Below are 16,580 nucleotides of genomic sequence, written 5' to 3'. Positions count from 1 at the left end.
CGATCATCAGGACGGGAACGCGGGCCGGGCGGTTTCGTTCCCGGCCTGAGGGTCGGCCGTCATGCCGTCGCCTCGCGCGCCGGGGGCAGGCGCCGACCGGACGACGGCCAGCGGCGCGATGAGTTCGTAGACGAAGCGATCCCCGCCGAATTCCCGCCGCGCCTCGCCCAGAAAGTTCGCCGGAACGAATTCCATGAGCACTCTTGTCCCGAAGCCCCGGCGTTCGGGTTCATGCGCATTCTCGACCCCGGTTTCCGTCCAGATGAAGCGGAAAGGATCGTCCGGCCCGGTCTGGGTCCAGTCGATCCGCACCGCGCCCGCGCCGGACAGCGCGCCGTATTTGATCGAATTGGTGATCAGTTCATTCAGCGCCAGCGAAAGCGACAGCCCCTGTTTCGACGGCAACGGGCATTCACCCCCCGAAAGGATCAGCCGGTCGCGCAGGCAGGCATGCGGCGCGAAGGCATGTTCGACCAGATCGGCCACATCCATCGCGGAGCCCTTTTCCGCAAGCAGCAGCGATTGCGCCCGCCCAAGGGCCGCCAGCCGCTGCGACAGCGCCGCGCGCCCTTCCTCGAGGGTGCGGGCATGACGCAGGGACATGTTCGAGATCACCGTCACCATCGTCAGCATGTTGCGCATCCGGTGGGCCAGTTCGCCGTTCACCACGCCAAGCTGACGTTGCGACAGGACGGTCTGCGTCGTTTCGATCACCGTGTCCATCATGCCGGCGACCTTGCCGGTCTCGTCGCGGATCGGGCTGTAGCAGAAGGTGAAATAGGCTTCCTCGGGATAGTCGTGGCGGCGGATCGTCAGGGGGAAGTTCTCGATGAACGTGGCCTCGCCGGCATAGGCGCGCTGGATCATCGGTTCGAGGTCGGGCCAGATCTCGGACCAGACCTCGTCGAACCCCCGGCCGATCGCATCGGGCTTTTCGCCGATGATCGGCAGGAAGGCGTCGTTGTGGAACGTTGTCAGCGCCTCGCCCCAGACGATCGCCTTGGGAAAGTGCGAGGCGAGCATCATGCCAAGCGCGATCCTGAGCGATTGTGGCCAGTCATCCATCGGTCCGAGAGGCGTCTCGGACCAGTCCCGCGCCATGATCGCATCCGCGGACCGTCCGCCGCCCGACAGGAACAGAGGGTATTTCAAGATGGACCGCCTCCCCGATGGAACATCATGGCCGGATTGTAGGTGGGACGCGGTAAGCGTCAACTGTTTCATCCCCATCGACGGGCCCATAGACGGGACGAGACGAAGACCATCCCTTGCGGCAGCAACAGGCGCGGTCGTGCGGATCCGGGCTCATGCGGCCGTTTCCGCCCGGTCCCAGCGGACATTCAGCATGTCCATCAGGTGGCGCGCATTGTCGGGGGCGTGGAGCTTGTCGGTGTTGTCGAAGAACAGGAACACGTCGCGGGGCATGTCGCGCCCCGGATCGCCGGCGAAATCGCCGTCGCGCATCGGCTTGCCCGCGGTCCATGCCCGCACGCGCCCGGCCCATCGGGTCAGATCGTCGTCGCTGTATTGCGAACGGTAAAGCTCGGTCTGGCCGTGCAGGCGGCAGTAGACGAAATCCGAGGTCAGATCCATCAGCCGCGGCCATTTCACCGTATCGGCGCAGACCAGCGCGACGTTGTGGTCGCGCAGCATGTCGATGAAGGCCGGGGTGCGGAAGCTTTCGTGGCGGATCTCGACCGCATGACGCAGGGGGCGCTTCGCATCGGTCTGGGTCGCGGACCTGCCCTCGACCTGCCCGTCGTGGCGCTGCGCGAGGCGCGCGGCGGCCTGCGTGTCCTGCGGCAGCAGATCCAGAAAATCGCGCATCAGCCCGGCGTCGAAGCTGAAGCTCGGCGGGAATTGCCACAGCAGAGGCCCGAGTTTCGGCCCGAGGCAGAGCAGGCCCGAGGCCAGGAAATTCGCCAGCGGGGTTTCGACATCGCGCAGGCGTTTCGTGTGGGTAATGAAGCGCGAGCCCTTGACCGCGAAGACGAAATCTCCGGGCACCGCCTCCGCCCATCGGCTGTAGCTTTCGGGGCGCTGGAGCCCGTAGAACGTCCCGTTGATCTCAAGCGTCGGGAAGCGCGATGCGGCAAAGGCCAACTCGCGCCTCTGCACCAGCCCTTTCGGATAGAAGTGGCCGCGCCAGGGCGGATAGGTCCAGCCCGATACGCCGATGCGTATGTCCCCGCGGCTCGAGGTCATTCTTGCCCCCTGCGTATCGCGAAACTCGGCGGGGTCGGGTTCATCTGCAACCGCTCCTGAAATCCGTGCGGGCGCACGGTATCGATCAATCCGGCAACCCCTGGGTCGGTTCCCAGCCTTGCATCAGAACCGGCGGAACTTTGCCGATGCGTCCGGACCGAGTTTTGTCGAAACCCGGATTCTGCGTCGCAGCGGAGAATGCGGTTCTCCACAGTGGTACCTATCTCCACATCGACGCGCGTATATGGCCCAAGGTTGGCTCACGAGGGAATTTCGTTCTACGTCACTGTCATAAAGGCGCGTTTTGACACAGCCTCGGCCGAACGCTGTCGCTCCGGGCACAGGTCCGATTGGCTAAGGCCGCGGATGGATGCGGCGACCCGAGATTTCATCGCAAGGAAAACAGGACCATCGGCTGGAACGCCTCGACCCGGCTCAGTCCAGCGGAGAGCAGATGGAGGTCTTGGCGGGACGGGGCAGGGGTCCGACCCCGTTCGATATCTGGCAACACGATCCGCGACTGTGCCTCGGCAGAGGCGCGGTCCACACGTGCGGAGGATTTCGACGCGCCCGGGATGGAATGCCCGCGAAGACCGGAATTGCCGCACAGCGATCCATGACCCCGTTCCTATTCCAGCACGACCCGCCGGGAACCGCCCTCTCACCCCCGCTGGACGCCCCGGCGATGGTCGCATACCCTGATACGGACCGCCCGTGGAAAATCCGGGGCGGTTCGGTTGCGGCGGAGGCGGCGTCCATGACGGCCTCGAAGGATAGCTGAACACAGGAAAGACGATCCGCGAACATGGATACACCCGTCCCGCATCCCGAAGATTTCGCGCATATCCGCATCATCATCGGCATGGTTCTCGGCCTCAGTCTGGCGCGGCTCGTCAATGGTCTGACGCGGTTCGTCCAGCACCCGGGAAGCAACAGGATATATGCGGTTCATCTGGGCTGGGTCATCTTCCTGCTCATCTCGATCGTGCATTTCTGGTGGTATGAGTTCCATCTTTCGCGCATCCGCGAATGGACCTTCCCCATCTATCTCTTTCTGGTCGTCTACACGATGATCTTCGCGGCGCTGACGGCGTTGCTGTTTCCGGATCAGATGAACGACTACAAGGGATTCGAGGATTATTTCGAATCTCGCAAGCGATGGTTTTTCGGTCTTCTCGCGATCCTGTTCGTGATGGATGTCGGCGACACGCTGATCAAGGGCAGCGATTATTTCCGGGCTCTTGGCGTCGAATATCTTGTCCGTCAGGCAGCTTTCGTCCTGCTGTCGGTCAGCGCGATGTTCATTGCGAACAAACGTTTTCAACTGGCGCTTGTCGTGATCGCCATCGCTTATCAGGTGAGCTGGATCCTGCGGAGCTATGATTTCCTGCAATGACCGCACCCGATGAAGTCGGAAGGCCGGTATCCGGCCTCCCGATCAGATCCCTATCCCCATTTGCCCGGCAGCCAGGTGATGATCGGCGGGAAAGCCACCATCACCGCGACCAGCACCAGAAGCATGATGAAGAAGGGCAGCGAGGCGACGAAGATCCGTTCCATCGGCAATCGCGACACCAGCGCCACGCCATATAGCGCAACCCCGACAGGCGGCGTGATCAGACCCAGCACGCAGACGATGCAGAACAGCACGCCCAGATGCAGCGGGTCGATGCCGAAGGCGGTCACCAGTGGCGTCGTCGCGGGAACCAGCATCAGGATCACCGGGGTGGCGTCCATGAACAGACCCAGGACCAGCACCACCAGCAGGATCGCGATGAAGACGAGGGTCGGGCTCGACACCACCTCGGACACGTTCTGGGCCAGCATCACCGGCACCTGTTCGCGCGCGATCACCCAGGCGTCCAGACCCGAGACCGCCACGACCATCATCAGCGCCCCCACCGCCGTGCCGGTCTGGATCAGGTTGCGATAGAACTCTCCGAAATTGAGCTTGCGATAGACGATGCCCAGAAAGATCACGTAGACGACGGCGATCGCGCTGGCCTCGGTCGGCGTCAGGACGCCCGAGAAGATGCCGCCGATCACCAGAACGGGCGTCAGCATCACCAGCCCGGCGCGCCAGAAGGTCCTGAACACCCGGCTCCAGGCAAAGGGCTCGCCCCGGCCGTAACCGCGCCTTGCGCTGAGCCAGCCGACCATCGCCATCAGCGACGCGGCCATGAGCAGGCCGGGAAACACGCCACCCAGAAACATCTTGCCGATGGAGACATTCGCCGTCGCGCCGTAGATGATCATGATGATGGAGGGCGGGATGACCGGCGCCAGCGTCGCCGAGCTGAGCGTCACGGCCGCGGCGAAATTCGGGTCGTAGCCGCGCTTGCGCATCGCGGCGACGGTCATCTTGCCCACGCCGACCGCATCCGCCGCCGCGGATCCCGACATGGCCGAGAACACCATCGAGGCCAGCACCGTCACATACCCCAGCCCGCCCCGCACATGGCCGATCACCGCCTGCGCGAAATCGAAGATCCGCGCCGTCGCCCCGTAGCGGTTCATCAGCGCCCCGGCGAGCAGGAACATCGGCACGGCAAGCAGGATGGATTCGTTCACCGTCCCCAACATGCGTTGGGGCGCAAGTTCGATCGGGATGCCCCGCAGCCAGAGATAGGCCATGGCCGGCGCGCCGAGCGCCACGAAGATCGGCGCCCGGATGACGATGAGGACGAAGATTGCCAACAAGATCCAGCTGATCATTTTCGGTTCCTATTCTTCTTCGAAATCATGCTTCGCGCCGTCGCCGACATGTTCGCGGCGCAGGATGAAGCAGAGCGCGTGAAAGGCGAGCAGCGACATCCCGACAGGAAGCGCCAGGTTCTGCACCCATGCCGGGACACCCAGCACCGGAAGGATCTGGCCGCCGTGCCCGATCATGCGAAAGCCCGCATAGGCGAAGATCACCGCAAGCCCCAGCGAGGCCGCGTCGGACACATAGCCGAAGATCCTTTGCAGCGTCGCCGGGACGTGATTGTAAAGAATATCCACCATGAAATGCTGAGAGACATACAGGGCCCGTGCCGCACCGACGAAGACGAGCCAGGCAAAGAAGACCCGCCCCGCCTCTTCGGTGAAGGCGAGCGGGGCCTGCAGCACGAACCGGAACAGCACCTGCAGCACCAGAAGGACGATCAGGGAAAAGAGGGTGACGAACAGGATCGCCCCTTCGAGCCGGACGGCCCAGTTTTCCAGCGTGACAATGGAACGCCGCATCATGACCTCACTTGGCCGGAGAAACCGGCCTCTGCGATTGACCGGGAAGGGATCGGGTTACTGCGCATCGCGGATCCGCTGGACCAGATCGGCCCCGAAGGTGGCGGACAGCTTTTCGACGACGGGCTGGACCTTTTCGGCAAAGGCCGTGCGGTCGACCTCGACCACATTGACGCCGTTCGCCTTCAGCCATTCGATGTCGCTTTCGAAATTGCTGCGGAACAGGTCGCGCTGCATGGCGGTCACCTCGGCGAAGATCCGGTCGAATTCCGCGCGCTGTTCGGGCGACAGGCGATCCATCTCGCGGCGGTTGGCCAGAACCGGCTTGAACAAGAAGAAGTGCCCCGTCAGGCTGAGGTTCGGCGCCTGTTCGTAGAACTTCACGTTCCTGTAGCCCGAGGTGTCGTTTTCCGCCCCGTCGATGGCGCCCGTCGCCAGCGATGTGTAGACCTCGCCGTAGGGCATGGCGGTGGCCAGCGCGCCCATGGCGTTGAAGCTGTCCAGATAGACCTGACTGCCGATCACCCGCAGCTTGCGGCCGGACATGTCCGCGGGCGTGGTGACGGGGCTGTTGCGGGTGAAGACATGGCGCAGGCCGCCGCTCCACCAGCCAAGGACCTCCATCCCGGTTTCGGCCTCGATCCTGGCTTCGATATCCTTGCCGATCTCGCCGTCCACGACGATCCACGGATGGGTGTCGCCATCGCGGAACAGGTAGGGCAGGTCATAGACGCCCGCCGACGGCGCGAAAGAGGACAGCGAGGCATTGGCCACGGTCGTCATCGACAGCGCGCCGAAGCGGACCTGTTCAAGCGCGTCCGTCTCGCCGCCGATCTGCCCTTGCGGGAAAACCTGCAAGGTGATGCCGGTCTCCCCCGCGTTCAGCCGCTTCGCCAGTTCCTGAAAGGCGATGTTGGACGGCTCTCCCGGCGGGTTGACATGCGCCGCGGTCAGTTCGACCGCCATGGCCTGCGCCGCGCTCAGCGAGATCGCCGCCGCGATCATCCCCAGTGTTCCGTATTTCATGGTTTCCTCCTCCCATCCCCTGCTCGGGGTCATCAAGACAAGCCAAAGAACCTCAGTGTTTCGTGTTTCTGCCCCTCCAGCACCTCCGCGCCGGGCAGGACGAGGCTGCCCCGCGCTCGGGCATGTTCCATCATCGGGGTGCATGCGGGTTGCATGATCATCTCGACGAAGACCTTGCCGGGGGCGAAGACCTCGGGTGCCAGCGGCAACGGATCCGTCGCCTGCATGCCAGAGGGCGATGCGTTGACGATGATCGAGGCCGTCTCCACGCCGTCCCGGCCGGTGCGGACATCCGGACCGGGGAATGTCTGCCGCAGACGCCCGGCCAGCGCCGCCGCGCGTTCGGGGACCAGATCCTCGACAGACAGCCGCGCCGCGCCCGCTTCGGCCAGCGCCGCCGCGACCGAGGCCCCCGCGCCGCCCGATCCGGTGACATGGACGTGGCTTCCCCGGATCGCGACATCATGCCCGCGCAGCGCCGCGACGCAGCCCACACCATCGAGCGCATCGCCATGCCACGTCCCGTCGCCGTTGGCGCGCATCACGTTCACCGCCCCCGCCGCCCGGGCGCGTTGCGTGAGCGTCCGGCAATGTCCGGCGGCAAGGGGCTTGAACGGAATGGTGACGATCAGGCCCGCCAGATTCGGCACGTGGGACAAGGCCTTCAAGACCTCGCCCCCGGCCTCGACCGCGGGCTGGAACGGGACGAAAACGGCGTTGATGCCGCGTTCCCGGCACCAGTCGGTATAGACGCCCGGCGATCTGACCTGCGCGATCGGGTTTCCGAGCACCAGATAGACGGCGGTTTTCCCGTTGATCTGCATGTCAGAACCTCGCCATGGACAGGCCGCCGTCAACCGGCAGGACGGCGCCGGTCAGATAGGGCAGATCCCCCGCAGCGATCGCCGCGACGGTGCAGGCGATATCCTCGGGAAGGCCGATGCGCGGGCTCAGCGTCAGCCCGTCTTCGCGGATGCGCCGTTCGTATTCCGCCAGCACCGGGCGGGAAAGATCCGTGCGGATGATCCCCGGCCGGACATCGACGACCTGCACCCCGAGAGGCGAGAGCTTCATCGCGAACACCTTGGCGACCATCGCGACGGCGGCCTTGGACACGCAATATTCCGCCTTGTTCAACGAGGCCGCCTCGGCGTTCGCCGAAGAGATGAAGACGAGCGACCGATGCCCCCCTTGTCGCGCGCCGACCCTCCGGGCGAATTCCTGCGCCAGAAAGAACGGGCCGCGCGCATTGGACGCAAGGCAATGGTCAAAGCTGTCCTCGGCAACGTCCAGAAGGTCGGTGCGCCGCAGGGGGCCCACGCCGGCATTGCACACGAGACAGTCGATCGCCCCGAGGTCATCCTCGATCCGGTCAAGAACACGGCGGTGGTTTTCCGGTTTCGACATGTCGCCCGCCGCGGCGATCGCCCGGATGCCGGCCCGATGCAGCTGGTCGAGGGCGCCTGTCATGGCCTCACCCTCATCACGGCCATTGAGCGCGACCGAAAAGCCGCGGCGGCCCAGTTCCGTCGCGATCGCCAGCCCGATACCCCGTGTGGAGCCGGTCACGAATGCGACAGGGGATGTCTTTCTTTTCGCTTCCGGTGACATGGGCTATGTCCGCCCGGTCGCGCGCCGCAGGGGCGTGCGGTAATGTCCGTTCATGAAGCCTCCCTCTTCACAAAGTAACGAGTTAGTTAGTTACATACGGACAGGCGGCCGGTCAACATTTATGTGATCCACCGAGCCGACACACCACCGAGTAATGGGCAGGTGCAAGATTTCGTTTGACGTTTCATTTCCGATCCCCATAGTGGCGCAAATAACGAACTGGTTACATACTGGAGGAGTGTATGACCGGCTTCGACTATATAGTCGCGGGAGGAGGATCGGCGGGTTGCGTCCTGGCGTCGCGGCTGTCCGAAGATCCTGAAACATCGGTATTGCTGATCGAGGCAGGGGGGCGCGACCGTTCCTTCCTGTATCACTGGCCGGCGGGATTCGCGCGGATGACGCGGGGCGTCGGCAGCTGGGGCTGGTCCACTGTGCCGCAGCGCCACATGCGGGACCGCGTGCTGTGGTATACGCAGGCGCGGGTCATCGGCGGCGGGTCCAGCATCAACGCCCAGATCTACGCGCGCGGTAACCGGCGCGACTACGACCGCTGGGAAACCGAGGCGGGTTGCGAGGGCTGGTCCTATCGCGATGTCCTGCCCTATTTCCGCCGGGCCGAGGGCAATGAGCGCCTGTTCAACGCCTATCACGGCGAGGACGGCCCGCTTGGCGTGTCGAACCCCAAGGGCGCCCTGCCGATCTGCGAGGCGTTCATCCGCGCCGGACAGGAATGGGGCATGCCCTACAATCCGGATTTCAACGGCGCGACGCAGGCGGGGGTGGGGTTTTATCAACTCACGCAGCGCGACCGGCGCCGGTCCTCCACCGCCGTCGCCTATCTGCGCGCGGCGGCGGCGCGGCCGAACCTGACGGTGCGCACCGACCTGACGGTCGCCCGCATCCGGCTGGACGGCACCCACGCCACCGGGATCGAAACCGCCACCGGCGAATTCATCCCCGCCGCGCGCGAGGTGGTGCTGAGCGCCGGGGCCATCGGCTCGCCGCGTCTGCTGATGCTGTCGGGCATCGGCCCGGCGGATCATCTGCGCGGCACCGGCCTGCCGGTGCGGCACGATCTGCCCGGCGTCGGGGAGAACCTGCAAGATCACCTCGACCTGTGCGTGCTGGCGGAATGCACCGGCCCGCACAGTTACGATCCGGTCCGGCGGCTCGACCGTTCGGCGCTGGCGGGGCTGCAATATCTGCTGTTCAAATCCGGTCCGGTGACGGCTTCCCTGTTTGAAACGGGCGGTTTCTGGTATGCCGATCCGGCGGCGGAATGGCCGGACATGCAGTTCCATTTCGGTCAGGGCTCGGGGATCGAGAAGGGCATCGTGTCGCTCTCGGGCTCGGGCGTCACGCTCAATTCCGCGCTGATGCGGCCGCGCTCGCGGGGCACGGTGCGGCTGGCCTCGGCCGATCCGGCCGCCGCGCCGCTGATCGATCCGAACTACTGGTCCGATCCCTATGATCTGGAAATGTCGCTCGAAGGGCTGCGGATGGCGCGCGAGATTCTGGCCCAGCCCGCGCTGCGCCCCTACATCCGGCGCGAGGCCCTGCCGGGACCCGAGGTCAACACCCCCGGGGCGCTGTTCGATTACGCCTGCCGCATGGCCAAGACCGATCACCATCCCGTCGGAACCTGCCGGATGGGGCATGACGACATGGCGGTGGTGACGCCGGATCTGCGGCTGCGCAGCATGACGGGGCTGCGGATCGCCGATGCCTCGGTCATGCCGCTGATCCCCTCGGCCAACACCAATGCGGCAACGATCATGATCGCCGAAAAGGCCGCGGATCTGATCCGGGGCCGGCAGGCGCCGGCACCCGCCGAGGTGCCGCAGGCCGCACAGGATCGCGCAGCCGTCCTGGCCTGATCGGGCCGGGCTTTCCCTTTGACAACAGGATCATCCGATGAAGGTTCATGGAATTCAGCATGTCGGCTTCACCGTGCCCGACATGGCGCAGGCGGTGTCGTTCTTCGAGACCCTGTTCGGCGCGGTCACCTGCCTCTCCACCGGGCCGCTGCTGGTGGACGACGCCTATATGGCGCGCCGTCTGGGCGCGGCGGAGGCCAGCCGCATCCGTGACATCCGCGTGCTGCGGGCGGGCAACGGCGCGAACCTCGAGATCTTCGAATACGCGGGCGATCCCGAGGCCGACAGCCCCGTCCCACGCAACTCGCAGCCCGGCGGCTATCACATCGCCTTCGAGGTGGACGATTGCCTTGCCGCCGCCGATCGCCTGCGCGCGGCCGGGGTCGATGTCTTCGATGGCCCGACCTATGTCGACGCCGGGCCGATGGAGGGGTTGACATGGTGCTATCTGCGCACGCCGTGGGGACAGTTTCTGGAAATCGTCAGCATGGACGGCCCGCTTGGCGCGGAACGGGCCGGTGGTCCGCCGCAATGGTCGCCGAAGGCGCGGGGATAGGGGGCCGGAATGCCGCAAGAGATCCTGTTTCCCGCCCGCAACAGCTTTACGCTCGCGCCCTGCACCGATGCGCCGCTCGCCCCGGATGAAATCCGCGGCCGGACGCTGTGCACCCTCGTCAGTCAGGGGACCGAGCTTGGCTGGGCGAATGGCGACGATTTCCCCATCCGTCCCGGCTATGCGGCGGTGTTCCGGGTGGACGAGGTCGGCGCTGCCGTCACCGGCGTCCGGCCGGGCGCGCTGCGCTTTGCCATGGGGCCGCACCGTTCGGTGCAGACCCATGCCGCCGCGCTGACCCTGCCGCTGCCCGACGGAATGGCCCCCGAAACGGCGGTGATCGCGCGGCTGATGGGCGTGTCGATGACCACACTGATGACCACCCGCGCCCGGCCGGGCGATCCGGTCATCGTCACCGGGGCGGGGCCTGTCGGCTTCCTCGCGGCGCATCTGTTCCGCATCGGCGGATACCGGGTCACGGTGGTCGACCCGGATCCCGGTCGCCGGGCGATGGCGGAGCAAAGCGGCATTGCCGACGTGCGCGCGGCCATGCCGCTCGACGATGCGGAGCTGCCCGGCAAGGTGGCGCTGATCGTCGAATGTTCGGGGCATGAAGGCGCCGTGCGCGACGGCTGCCGGATGCTGCGCCGAGACGGCGAGGCGGTGCTGATCGGCGTGCCGTGGCGCAAGCTGACCGACATCTCGGCGCATGATCTGCTCGATGTCGTGTTCAACGGCCTCATCACCCTGCGGTCGGGCTGGGAATGGCAATTACCGCTGCTCGGGCGCGATTTCCGGTGGGAGGAACTCCTCGGGGGCTACAACAACGCGCCGCACAGCATCTTCGGCGGGTTCGAGCGGGCGCTGCGCTGGCTGGCCGAGGGGCGGATTCCGCTCGACGGTCTGGTGCGGATCCGCGCGCCCGACGATCCAGCGGCCCTCTATGCCGACATCGCCGCGCGCCGCATCGCGGAGCCGTTCATCGTGCTGGACTGGTCGGGGGTCGAAGGCTGAAGGTCCTCGTCACCCAAGGATCATCCGCGCCGCCTTTTCCCCGATCATCATCGTCGGCGCATTGGTGTTGCCCGAGGTGATGCGCGGCATGACCGAGGCATCGGCGATCCGCAACCGGCCGATCCCGCGCAGCCGCAGTTGCGGATCGACCACGGCGCCGTCATCCGTGCCCATCCGGCAGGTGCCGACGGGGTGGAAGATCGTCGTGCCGATTTCGCCCGCCGCGCGGACCAGATCCTCGCGCGTCTGGTAATCCGGGCCGGGGCGGTATTCCTCGGGGTGGTATTTCATGAACGCGGGCATCGAGGCGATGTGCCGCGTCAGGCTGATGGCGCGGGCCGCCACCTCGGTATCCGCGGGGCTCGACAGATAGTTCGGCCGGATCGCCGGGGCCGCGCGAAAATCCGACACCCGGGCATGGACCGAGCCCCGGCTTTCCGGCCGCAGATTGCAGACCGAAGCGGTCATCGCCGGGAACGGGTGCACCCCCTCGCCGAATTTGTCGAGGCTGACGGGTTGCAGGTGGTATTCCAGATCGGGCGTCGCCTTTTCCGGGCCGGAGCGGGTGAAGATGCCCACCTGCGACGGCGCCATCGACATCGGCCCCGACCGTTTCAGCGCATATTCCAGCCCGATCAGCGCCTTGCCCGTCAGCCGCGTAGCCTTTTCGTTCAGGGTGGGCACGCCGGTCACCTTGTAGATCATGCGCAATTGCAGATGGTCCTGCAGGTTCTCGCCGACATCGCGGCGGTCCAGCACCGGGGTGATGCCAAGCGCCGCAAGCTGCGCCCCCGCGCCGATCCCCGACAGTTCGAGGATATGCGGCGAGCCGATCGCACCCGCCGACAGGATCACCTCGCGCAGGGCACGAATTTCACTCCGTCCAGCCGGGCCGTGGACGATCACACCCTGCACCTCGCCCGAGGCGATCGACAGCCGCTCGACCTGCGTTTCGGTCATCACCCGCAGGTTCGGCCGTTTCAACGCAGGATTAAGAAAGGCACGCACCGCGCTGAAACGAAAGCCATTCTTCTGCGTCACATCGAAATAGCCGCCGCCTTCGTTAGTGCCGGTGTTGAAATCGGGCGTCTGCGGAATGCCTGCCTGTTCGGCGGCCTCCAGAAAGGCATCCAGCACCTGCCAGCGCACCCGCGCCTTTTCCACCCGCAGCGGGCCACCCGCGCCGTGCATGTCGGAGGCGCCGCCGTAGAAATCCTCCTGCGCGCGGAACAGCGGCAGCACATCGTCCCAGCCCCAGCCGGTGCAGCCCAGCTGCCGCCAGCCGTCGAAATCCGCCGCCTGTCCGCGCATGTAGATCATGCCGTTGATCGAGGAGCAGCCCCCCAGCACCTTGCCGCGCGGATAGGCCAGCGCGCGGCCGTTCAGGCCGGGCTCCGGCTCGGTGCTGAAGCACCAGTCGGTGCGCGGGTTGTTGATGCAATACAGATAGCCCACGGGGATGTGCACCCAATGGTAGTTGTCGCGCTTGCCCGCCTCGATCAGCAGCACGCGGTTGCGCGGATCCTCGGACAGCCGGGCCGCCAGAACGCAACCCGCGCTGCCGGCGCCGACGATGATGAAGTCATAATGTTCCATGGGGGTGCCATCTTCTGTTCCGACGCCTGCGGCGTCTGGCGAAAGGTCCGGGGGACAACCGCCCCCCGGTTCTGTCAGAAATCAGCCGGGCAGGCCGAAGCCCAGCTTGCGGCCAAGGCGCGAGGCATAGAACTCGCCCAGAATGCCGCGGCGGAAGACCATCACGCAGACCATGAAGACAAGGCCCGTGATGACCGTCACCGGGAATTCCGACGTGGCGAGCACGTTTTGCAGCGTGACCACCAGACCGGCGCCGACCATCGGGCCGATGATCGTGCCGATCCCGCCCAGCAGGGACATCAGGATCACCTCGCCCGACATCTGCCAGCCGACATCGGTCAGCGTGGCGAACTGGAAGACCAGCGCCTTGAGCCCGCCCGCCAGACCCGCCAGCGCCGCCGACATCACGAAGGCACCGAGCTTGTATTGCGCCGCCGACAGGCCAAGCGACACCGCGCGCTGTTCGTTCTCGCGGATCGACTTCAGGATCATGCCGAAGGGCGAATTGACGAAGCGGTAGATGATCCCGACACCGATCAAAAAGACCGCCAGAACAAAGTAATACATCGCATAGTTGCCAGACAGGTTTATCAGCCCGAACAGCGCCCCGCGCGGCACCGACTGGATGCCGTCCTCGCCATGCGTGAACCGGGCCTGAAGGCAGAAGAAGAAGAACATCTGCGACAGCGCCAGCGTGATCATGGCGAAATAGATGCCCTGACGGCGGATCGCCAGCAGCCCGAACACCAGACCGAGCGCGGAGGCCCCGGCAACGCCGACGACCAGCGCCAGCTCCGGCGTCAGGCCCCAGACCTTGGCCGCATGGGCGGTGAAATAGGCCGCCCCGCCGAAAAACGCGGCATGGCCAAAGCTGAGCAGGCCCGTATAGCCCAGGAGCAGGTTGAACGAGGCCGCGAACAGCGCGAAGCACAACAGCTTCATCGCGAAGATCGGATAGACCAGAAACGGCGCCGCCAGCAAAAGCACCAGCACGACCAGCAGCAGACCCTTGCGGATCACCGCGGCCGCGGAATGGGGCCGCGCGGTCGGCGTCAGCGGCGTGGTGGGGTGATGACCCGACATGTCAGGCCTCCTTTCCGAAAAGCCCGGCCGGGCGCAGCAACAGGACGATCGCCATGATGACGAAGATCACGATGTTCGAGGCCTCGGGGAAGAACACCTTGGTCAGCCCCTCGGCGATGCCCAGCATGTAGCCGGTGAACACCGCGCCGAGGATCGAGCCCATGCCCCCCACGACCACCACGGCGAAGACCACAATGATCAGGTTCGTCCCCATCAGCGGGCTGACCTGATAGATCGGTGCGGCCAGCACCCCGGCGAATGCCGCCAGCGCCGCGCCAAGCGCATAGGTCAGCGTCAGCAGCAGCGGCACGTTGATCCCGAAGGCCTGCACCAGCACCGGGTTTTCCGTCGCGGCCCGCAGATAGGCGCCCAGCTTGGTGCGCTCGATCACGAACCAGACGACAAGGCAGGCGACAAGCGAGGCGATCACCACCCAGCCCCGATAGATGGGCAGGAACATGAAGCCCAGATTGACCGTGCCCCTGAGCAGCTCCGGCACCGAATAGGGCTGCCCCGAGGACCCGTAGAGCCAGCGGAACACCCCCTCGATCGTCAAAGCCAGACCGAAGGTGAACAACAGCCCGTAAAGCGGGTCGAGCTTGTAGAGCCGCGACAGGAACAGCCGCTCGATCACCGCGCCGAACAGCCCGACGAGCACCGGCGCCAGCACCAGCGCGAACCAGTAGTTCAGCCCCAGCCCCTTCAGCAGCAGCAGCGCCGCAAAGGCCCCCAGCATGTATTGCGCCCCGTGGGCGAAGTTGATGACCCTGAGCAGACCGAAGATCACCGCAAGCCCGAGACTGAGCAGCGCATAGAAGGATCCGTTGATCAGCCCGACCAGAAGCTGGCCGAGCAGCGCCTGCAAGGGCACGCCGAGAATGGTTGTCATCCTGTCCCCTCCCTATACGCCCAGGGCGCGATGCAGCGCGTCCCGGTGCTGTGGCAGATCGGCTGTCGGGAATTCCTCGACCATCTGCCCGTGATCCATCAGGTAGAAACGGTCGGCGACCTTTTCGGCGAAACGGAAGTTCTGTTCGACCAGAACCACGGTCATGCCCCGCGCCTTGAGCGTGCGCAGCACGTCGCCGATGCGCTGGATGATGACCGGGGCCAGACCCTCGGTCGGTTCGTCCAGAAGGATGCAGCGGCAGCCGGTGCGCAGGATGCGCGCCATCGCCAGCATCTGCTGTTCGCCGCCCGAAAGCTTGGTGCCCTGCGATCCGCGCCGTTCCAGCAGGTTGGGAAACAGCGTGTAGATCTCATCGGACGTCATGCCGCCCTCGGCCACTTTCGGCGGCAGGGTCATGTTCTCGTCGACGGTGAGCGAGGCGAAGATGCCCCGCTCCTCGGGCACGAAGCCCAGCCCGGCGCGGGCCGAGCGGTGCAGCGGCACGCCCATCATGTCCTCGCCGGCAAAGCGGATCGTGCCGCGGCGCTTGCGCAGGATGCCCATGATGGTGCGCAGCGTCGTCGTCTTGCCCATGCCGTTGCGGCCGAGGATGCAGATCGTCTCGCCCTCGTTCACATGCAGGTTCACCCCGTGCAGCACATGGCTTTCGCCATACCAGGCCTGCAGGTCGCTGACCTCAAGAAGCGGGTTCATGGTTCCTCCGTCCCCATATAGGCGGTGCGCACGCGGGGATCCTGCGAGACGGTGGCATAGCTGCCGCTGGCGATGATCTCGCCCCGTTGCAGGACGGTGATGTGGTCGCAGATGTCGGCCACGACCGACAGGTTGTGTTCCACCATCAGCACCGCCCGCGTCTTGCCGAGTTCGCGGATGATGCCCGCGACCATGCGCACATCCTCCAGCCCCATGCCCGCCAGCGGTTCATCCAGCAGCAGGACCTGCGGATCGAGCGCCAGCGTCGTCGCGATTTCCAGCACGCGCTTGCGCCCGTAGGACAATTCGGCCGCGCGGGTGTCGGTCCATTCCGCCAGCCCGAACGTCTCGATCAGTTCCTCGGCCCGGCCGTTCAGCCGGTCCAGCGCCGACAGCGGCAGCCAGAACTGCGTGGCCAGCCGGTTCGGACGCTGCAACGCGACGCGGATGTTTTCGAGCACCGTCAGATGCGGGAACACGGCCGAGATCTGGAACGACCGCACCATCCCCATCCGCGCGATACGGTCCGGGCGGGTTTTGGTGATGTCCTGTCCAAGCAGGGTGATCTGCCCCCGCGTTGGTTGAAGAAACTTGGTCATCAGGTTGAAGACAGTGGTTTTTCCGGCGCCATTCGGGCCGATCAGGGCGTGGATCCGCGCATGTTCCACATCCAGATCGACATTGTTGACGGCGGTGAACCCGGCGAAGTCCTTGCCGAGTCCGCGGGCGGTCAGCACCACCCGCGGCTCTTCCGGCGCGGCGGCAGGAATGGCGTTCATCA

16 protein-coding genes are annotated in these 16,580 nt (G+C 65.6%); 4 read left to right on the top strand and 12 right to left on the bottom strand.

Annotated features, from left to right (window positions below; genetic code table 11):
* Nucleotides 1–6 precede the first annotated feature (6 nt).
* Together D2T30_RS14990 and D2T30_RS14985 are read right to left on the bottom strand one after the other, a co-directional pair.
* A complete protein-coding gene (locus tag D2T30_RS14990) occupies nt 7–1,152 on the bottom strand; it encodes a sensor histidine kinase (protein WP_206612978.1) in 1,146 nt (381 codons plus the stop codon).
* A 153-nt stretch (nt 1,153–1,305) separates the two neighbouring features.
* Complete coding sequence (locus D2T30_RS14985; protein ID WP_128209541.1) at nt 1,306–2,205, bottom strand: DUF72 domain-containing protein; 900 nt, start codon at nt 2,203–2,205, stop codon at nt 1,306–1,308.
* Nucleotides 2,206–3,010: 805 nt separating this feature from the next.
* Here D2T30_RS14985 and D2T30_RS14980 point away from each other — a divergent pair.
* On the top strand, nt 3,011–3,601 hold the full coding sequence (locus D2T30_RS14980) for a hypothetical protein (RefSeq protein ID WP_128209540.1): 591 nt from the start codon (nt 3,011–3,013) through the stop codon (nt 3,599–3,601).
* 50 nt (nt 3,602–3,651) lie between these two features.
* On the opposite strand, the gene D2T30_RS14975 is transcribed toward D2T30_RS14980, so the two are convergent.
* From D2T30_RS14975 to D2T30_RS14955, 5 genes are read right to left on the bottom strand one after another with little or no spacing between them, the layout of a single operon-like run.
* Nucleotides 3,652–4,920: a TRAP transporter large permease gene (locus D2T30_RS14975; protein ID WP_128209539.1), complete on the bottom strand. Its 1,269-nt coding sequence runs from the start codon at nt 4,918–4,920 to the stop codon at nt 3,652–3,654.
* Nucleotides 4,921–4,929: 9 nt separating this feature from the next.
* Nucleotides 4,930–5,433: a TRAP transporter small permease gene (locus D2T30_RS14970; protein WP_164884316.1), complete on the bottom strand. Its 504-nt coding sequence runs from the start codon at nt 5,431–5,433 to the stop codon at nt 4,930–4,932.
* Between the two features lie 57 nt (nt 5,434–5,490).
* Nucleotides 5,491–6,459: a TRAP transporter substrate-binding protein gene (locus D2T30_RS14965; RefSeq protein ID WP_164884315.1), complete on the bottom strand. Its 969-nt coding sequence runs from the start codon at nt 6,457–6,459 to the stop codon at nt 5,491–5,493.
* 32 nt (nt 6,460–6,491) lie between these two features.
* A complete protein-coding gene (locus D2T30_RS14960) occupies nt 6,492–7,283 on the bottom strand; it encodes a shikimate dehydrogenase family protein (RefSeq protein ID WP_128209536.1) in 792 nt (263 codons plus the stop codon).
* Nucleotide 7,284: 1 nt separating this feature from the next.
* On the bottom strand, nt 7,285–8,070 hold the full coding sequence (locus D2T30_RS14955; RefSeq protein WP_128209535.1) for a 3-ketoacyl-ACP reductase: 786 nt from the start codon (nt 8,068–8,070) through the stop codon (nt 7,285–7,287).
* 242 nt (nt 8,071–8,312) lie between these two features.
* Here D2T30_RS14955 and D2T30_RS14950 point away from each other — a divergent pair, with 242 nt between their 5' ends.
* The 3 genes from D2T30_RS14950 to D2T30_RS14940 are packed head-to-tail and all read left to right on the top strand — an operon-like array spanning nt 8,313 to nt 11,517.
* Entirely contained in the window at nt 8,313–9,950 is a 1,638-nt protein-coding gene (locus D2T30_RS14950) for a GMC family oxidoreductase (RefSeq protein WP_128209534.1), read from the top strand.
* A gap of 37 nt (nt 9,951–9,987) precedes the next feature.
* Nucleotides 9,988–10,506 (top strand): VOC family protein, encoded by a 519-nt coding sequence (locus D2T30_RS14945; protein WP_128209533.1) that lies wholly within the window; start codon nt 9,988–9,990, stop codon nt 10,504–10,506.
* A gap of 9 nt (nt 10,507–10,515) precedes the next feature.
* Nucleotides 10,516–11,517: a zinc-binding dehydrogenase gene (locus D2T30_RS14940; RefSeq protein ID WP_128209532.1), complete on the top strand. Its 1,002-nt coding sequence runs from the start codon at nt 10,516–10,518 to the stop codon at nt 11,515–11,517.
* 9 nt (nt 11,518–11,526) lie between these two features.
* On the opposite strand, the gene D2T30_RS14935 is transcribed toward D2T30_RS14940, so the two are convergent.
* From D2T30_RS14935 to D2T30_RS14915, 5 genes are all read right to left on the bottom strand, one after another.
* Nucleotides 11,527–13,113, bottom strand: coding sequence for a GMC family oxidoreductase (locus D2T30_RS14935; protein ID WP_128209531.1), 1,587 nt, complete (start codon nt 13,111–13,113; stop codon nt 11,527–11,529).
* An 81-nt stretch (nt 13,114–13,194) separates the two neighbouring features.
* Nucleotides 13,195–14,196, bottom strand: a complete 1,002-nt coding sequence (locus tag D2T30_RS14930) for a branched-chain amino acid ABC transporter permease (protein ID WP_128184951.1) — start codon at nt 14,194–14,196, stop codon at nt 13,195–13,197.
* 1 nt (nt 14,197) lies between these two features.
* On the bottom strand, nt 14,198–15,085 hold the full coding sequence (locus tag D2T30_RS14925; RefSeq protein WP_128184949.1) for a branched-chain amino acid ABC transporter permease: 888 nt from the start codon (nt 15,083–15,085) through the stop codon (nt 14,198–14,200).
* Nucleotides 15,086–15,097: 12 nt separating this feature from the next.
* Nucleotides 15,098–15,799, bottom strand: a complete 702-nt coding sequence (locus D2T30_RS14920; RefSeq protein ID WP_128209530.1) for an ABC transporter ATP-binding protein — start codon at nt 15,797–15,799, stop codon at nt 15,098–15,100.
* Complete coding sequence (locus D2T30_RS14915) at nt 15,796–16,578, bottom strand: ABC transporter ATP-binding protein (RefSeq protein WP_128184945.1); 783 nt, start codon at nt 16,576–16,578, stop codon at nt 15,796–15,798. The genes D2T30_RS14920 and D2T30_RS14915 overlap by 4 nt, the downstream gene beginning before the upstream one ends.
* Nucleotides 16,579–16,580 lie beyond the last annotated feature (2 nt).

The organism is Paenirhodobacter populi (genome assembly GCF_004022215.1).
Lineage (GTDB): Bacteria > Pseudomonadota > Alphaproteobacteria > Rhodobacterales > Rhodobacteraceae > Rhodobacter > Rhodobacter populi.
This window is presented reverse-complemented; position numbering and strand designations above follow the sequence as displayed.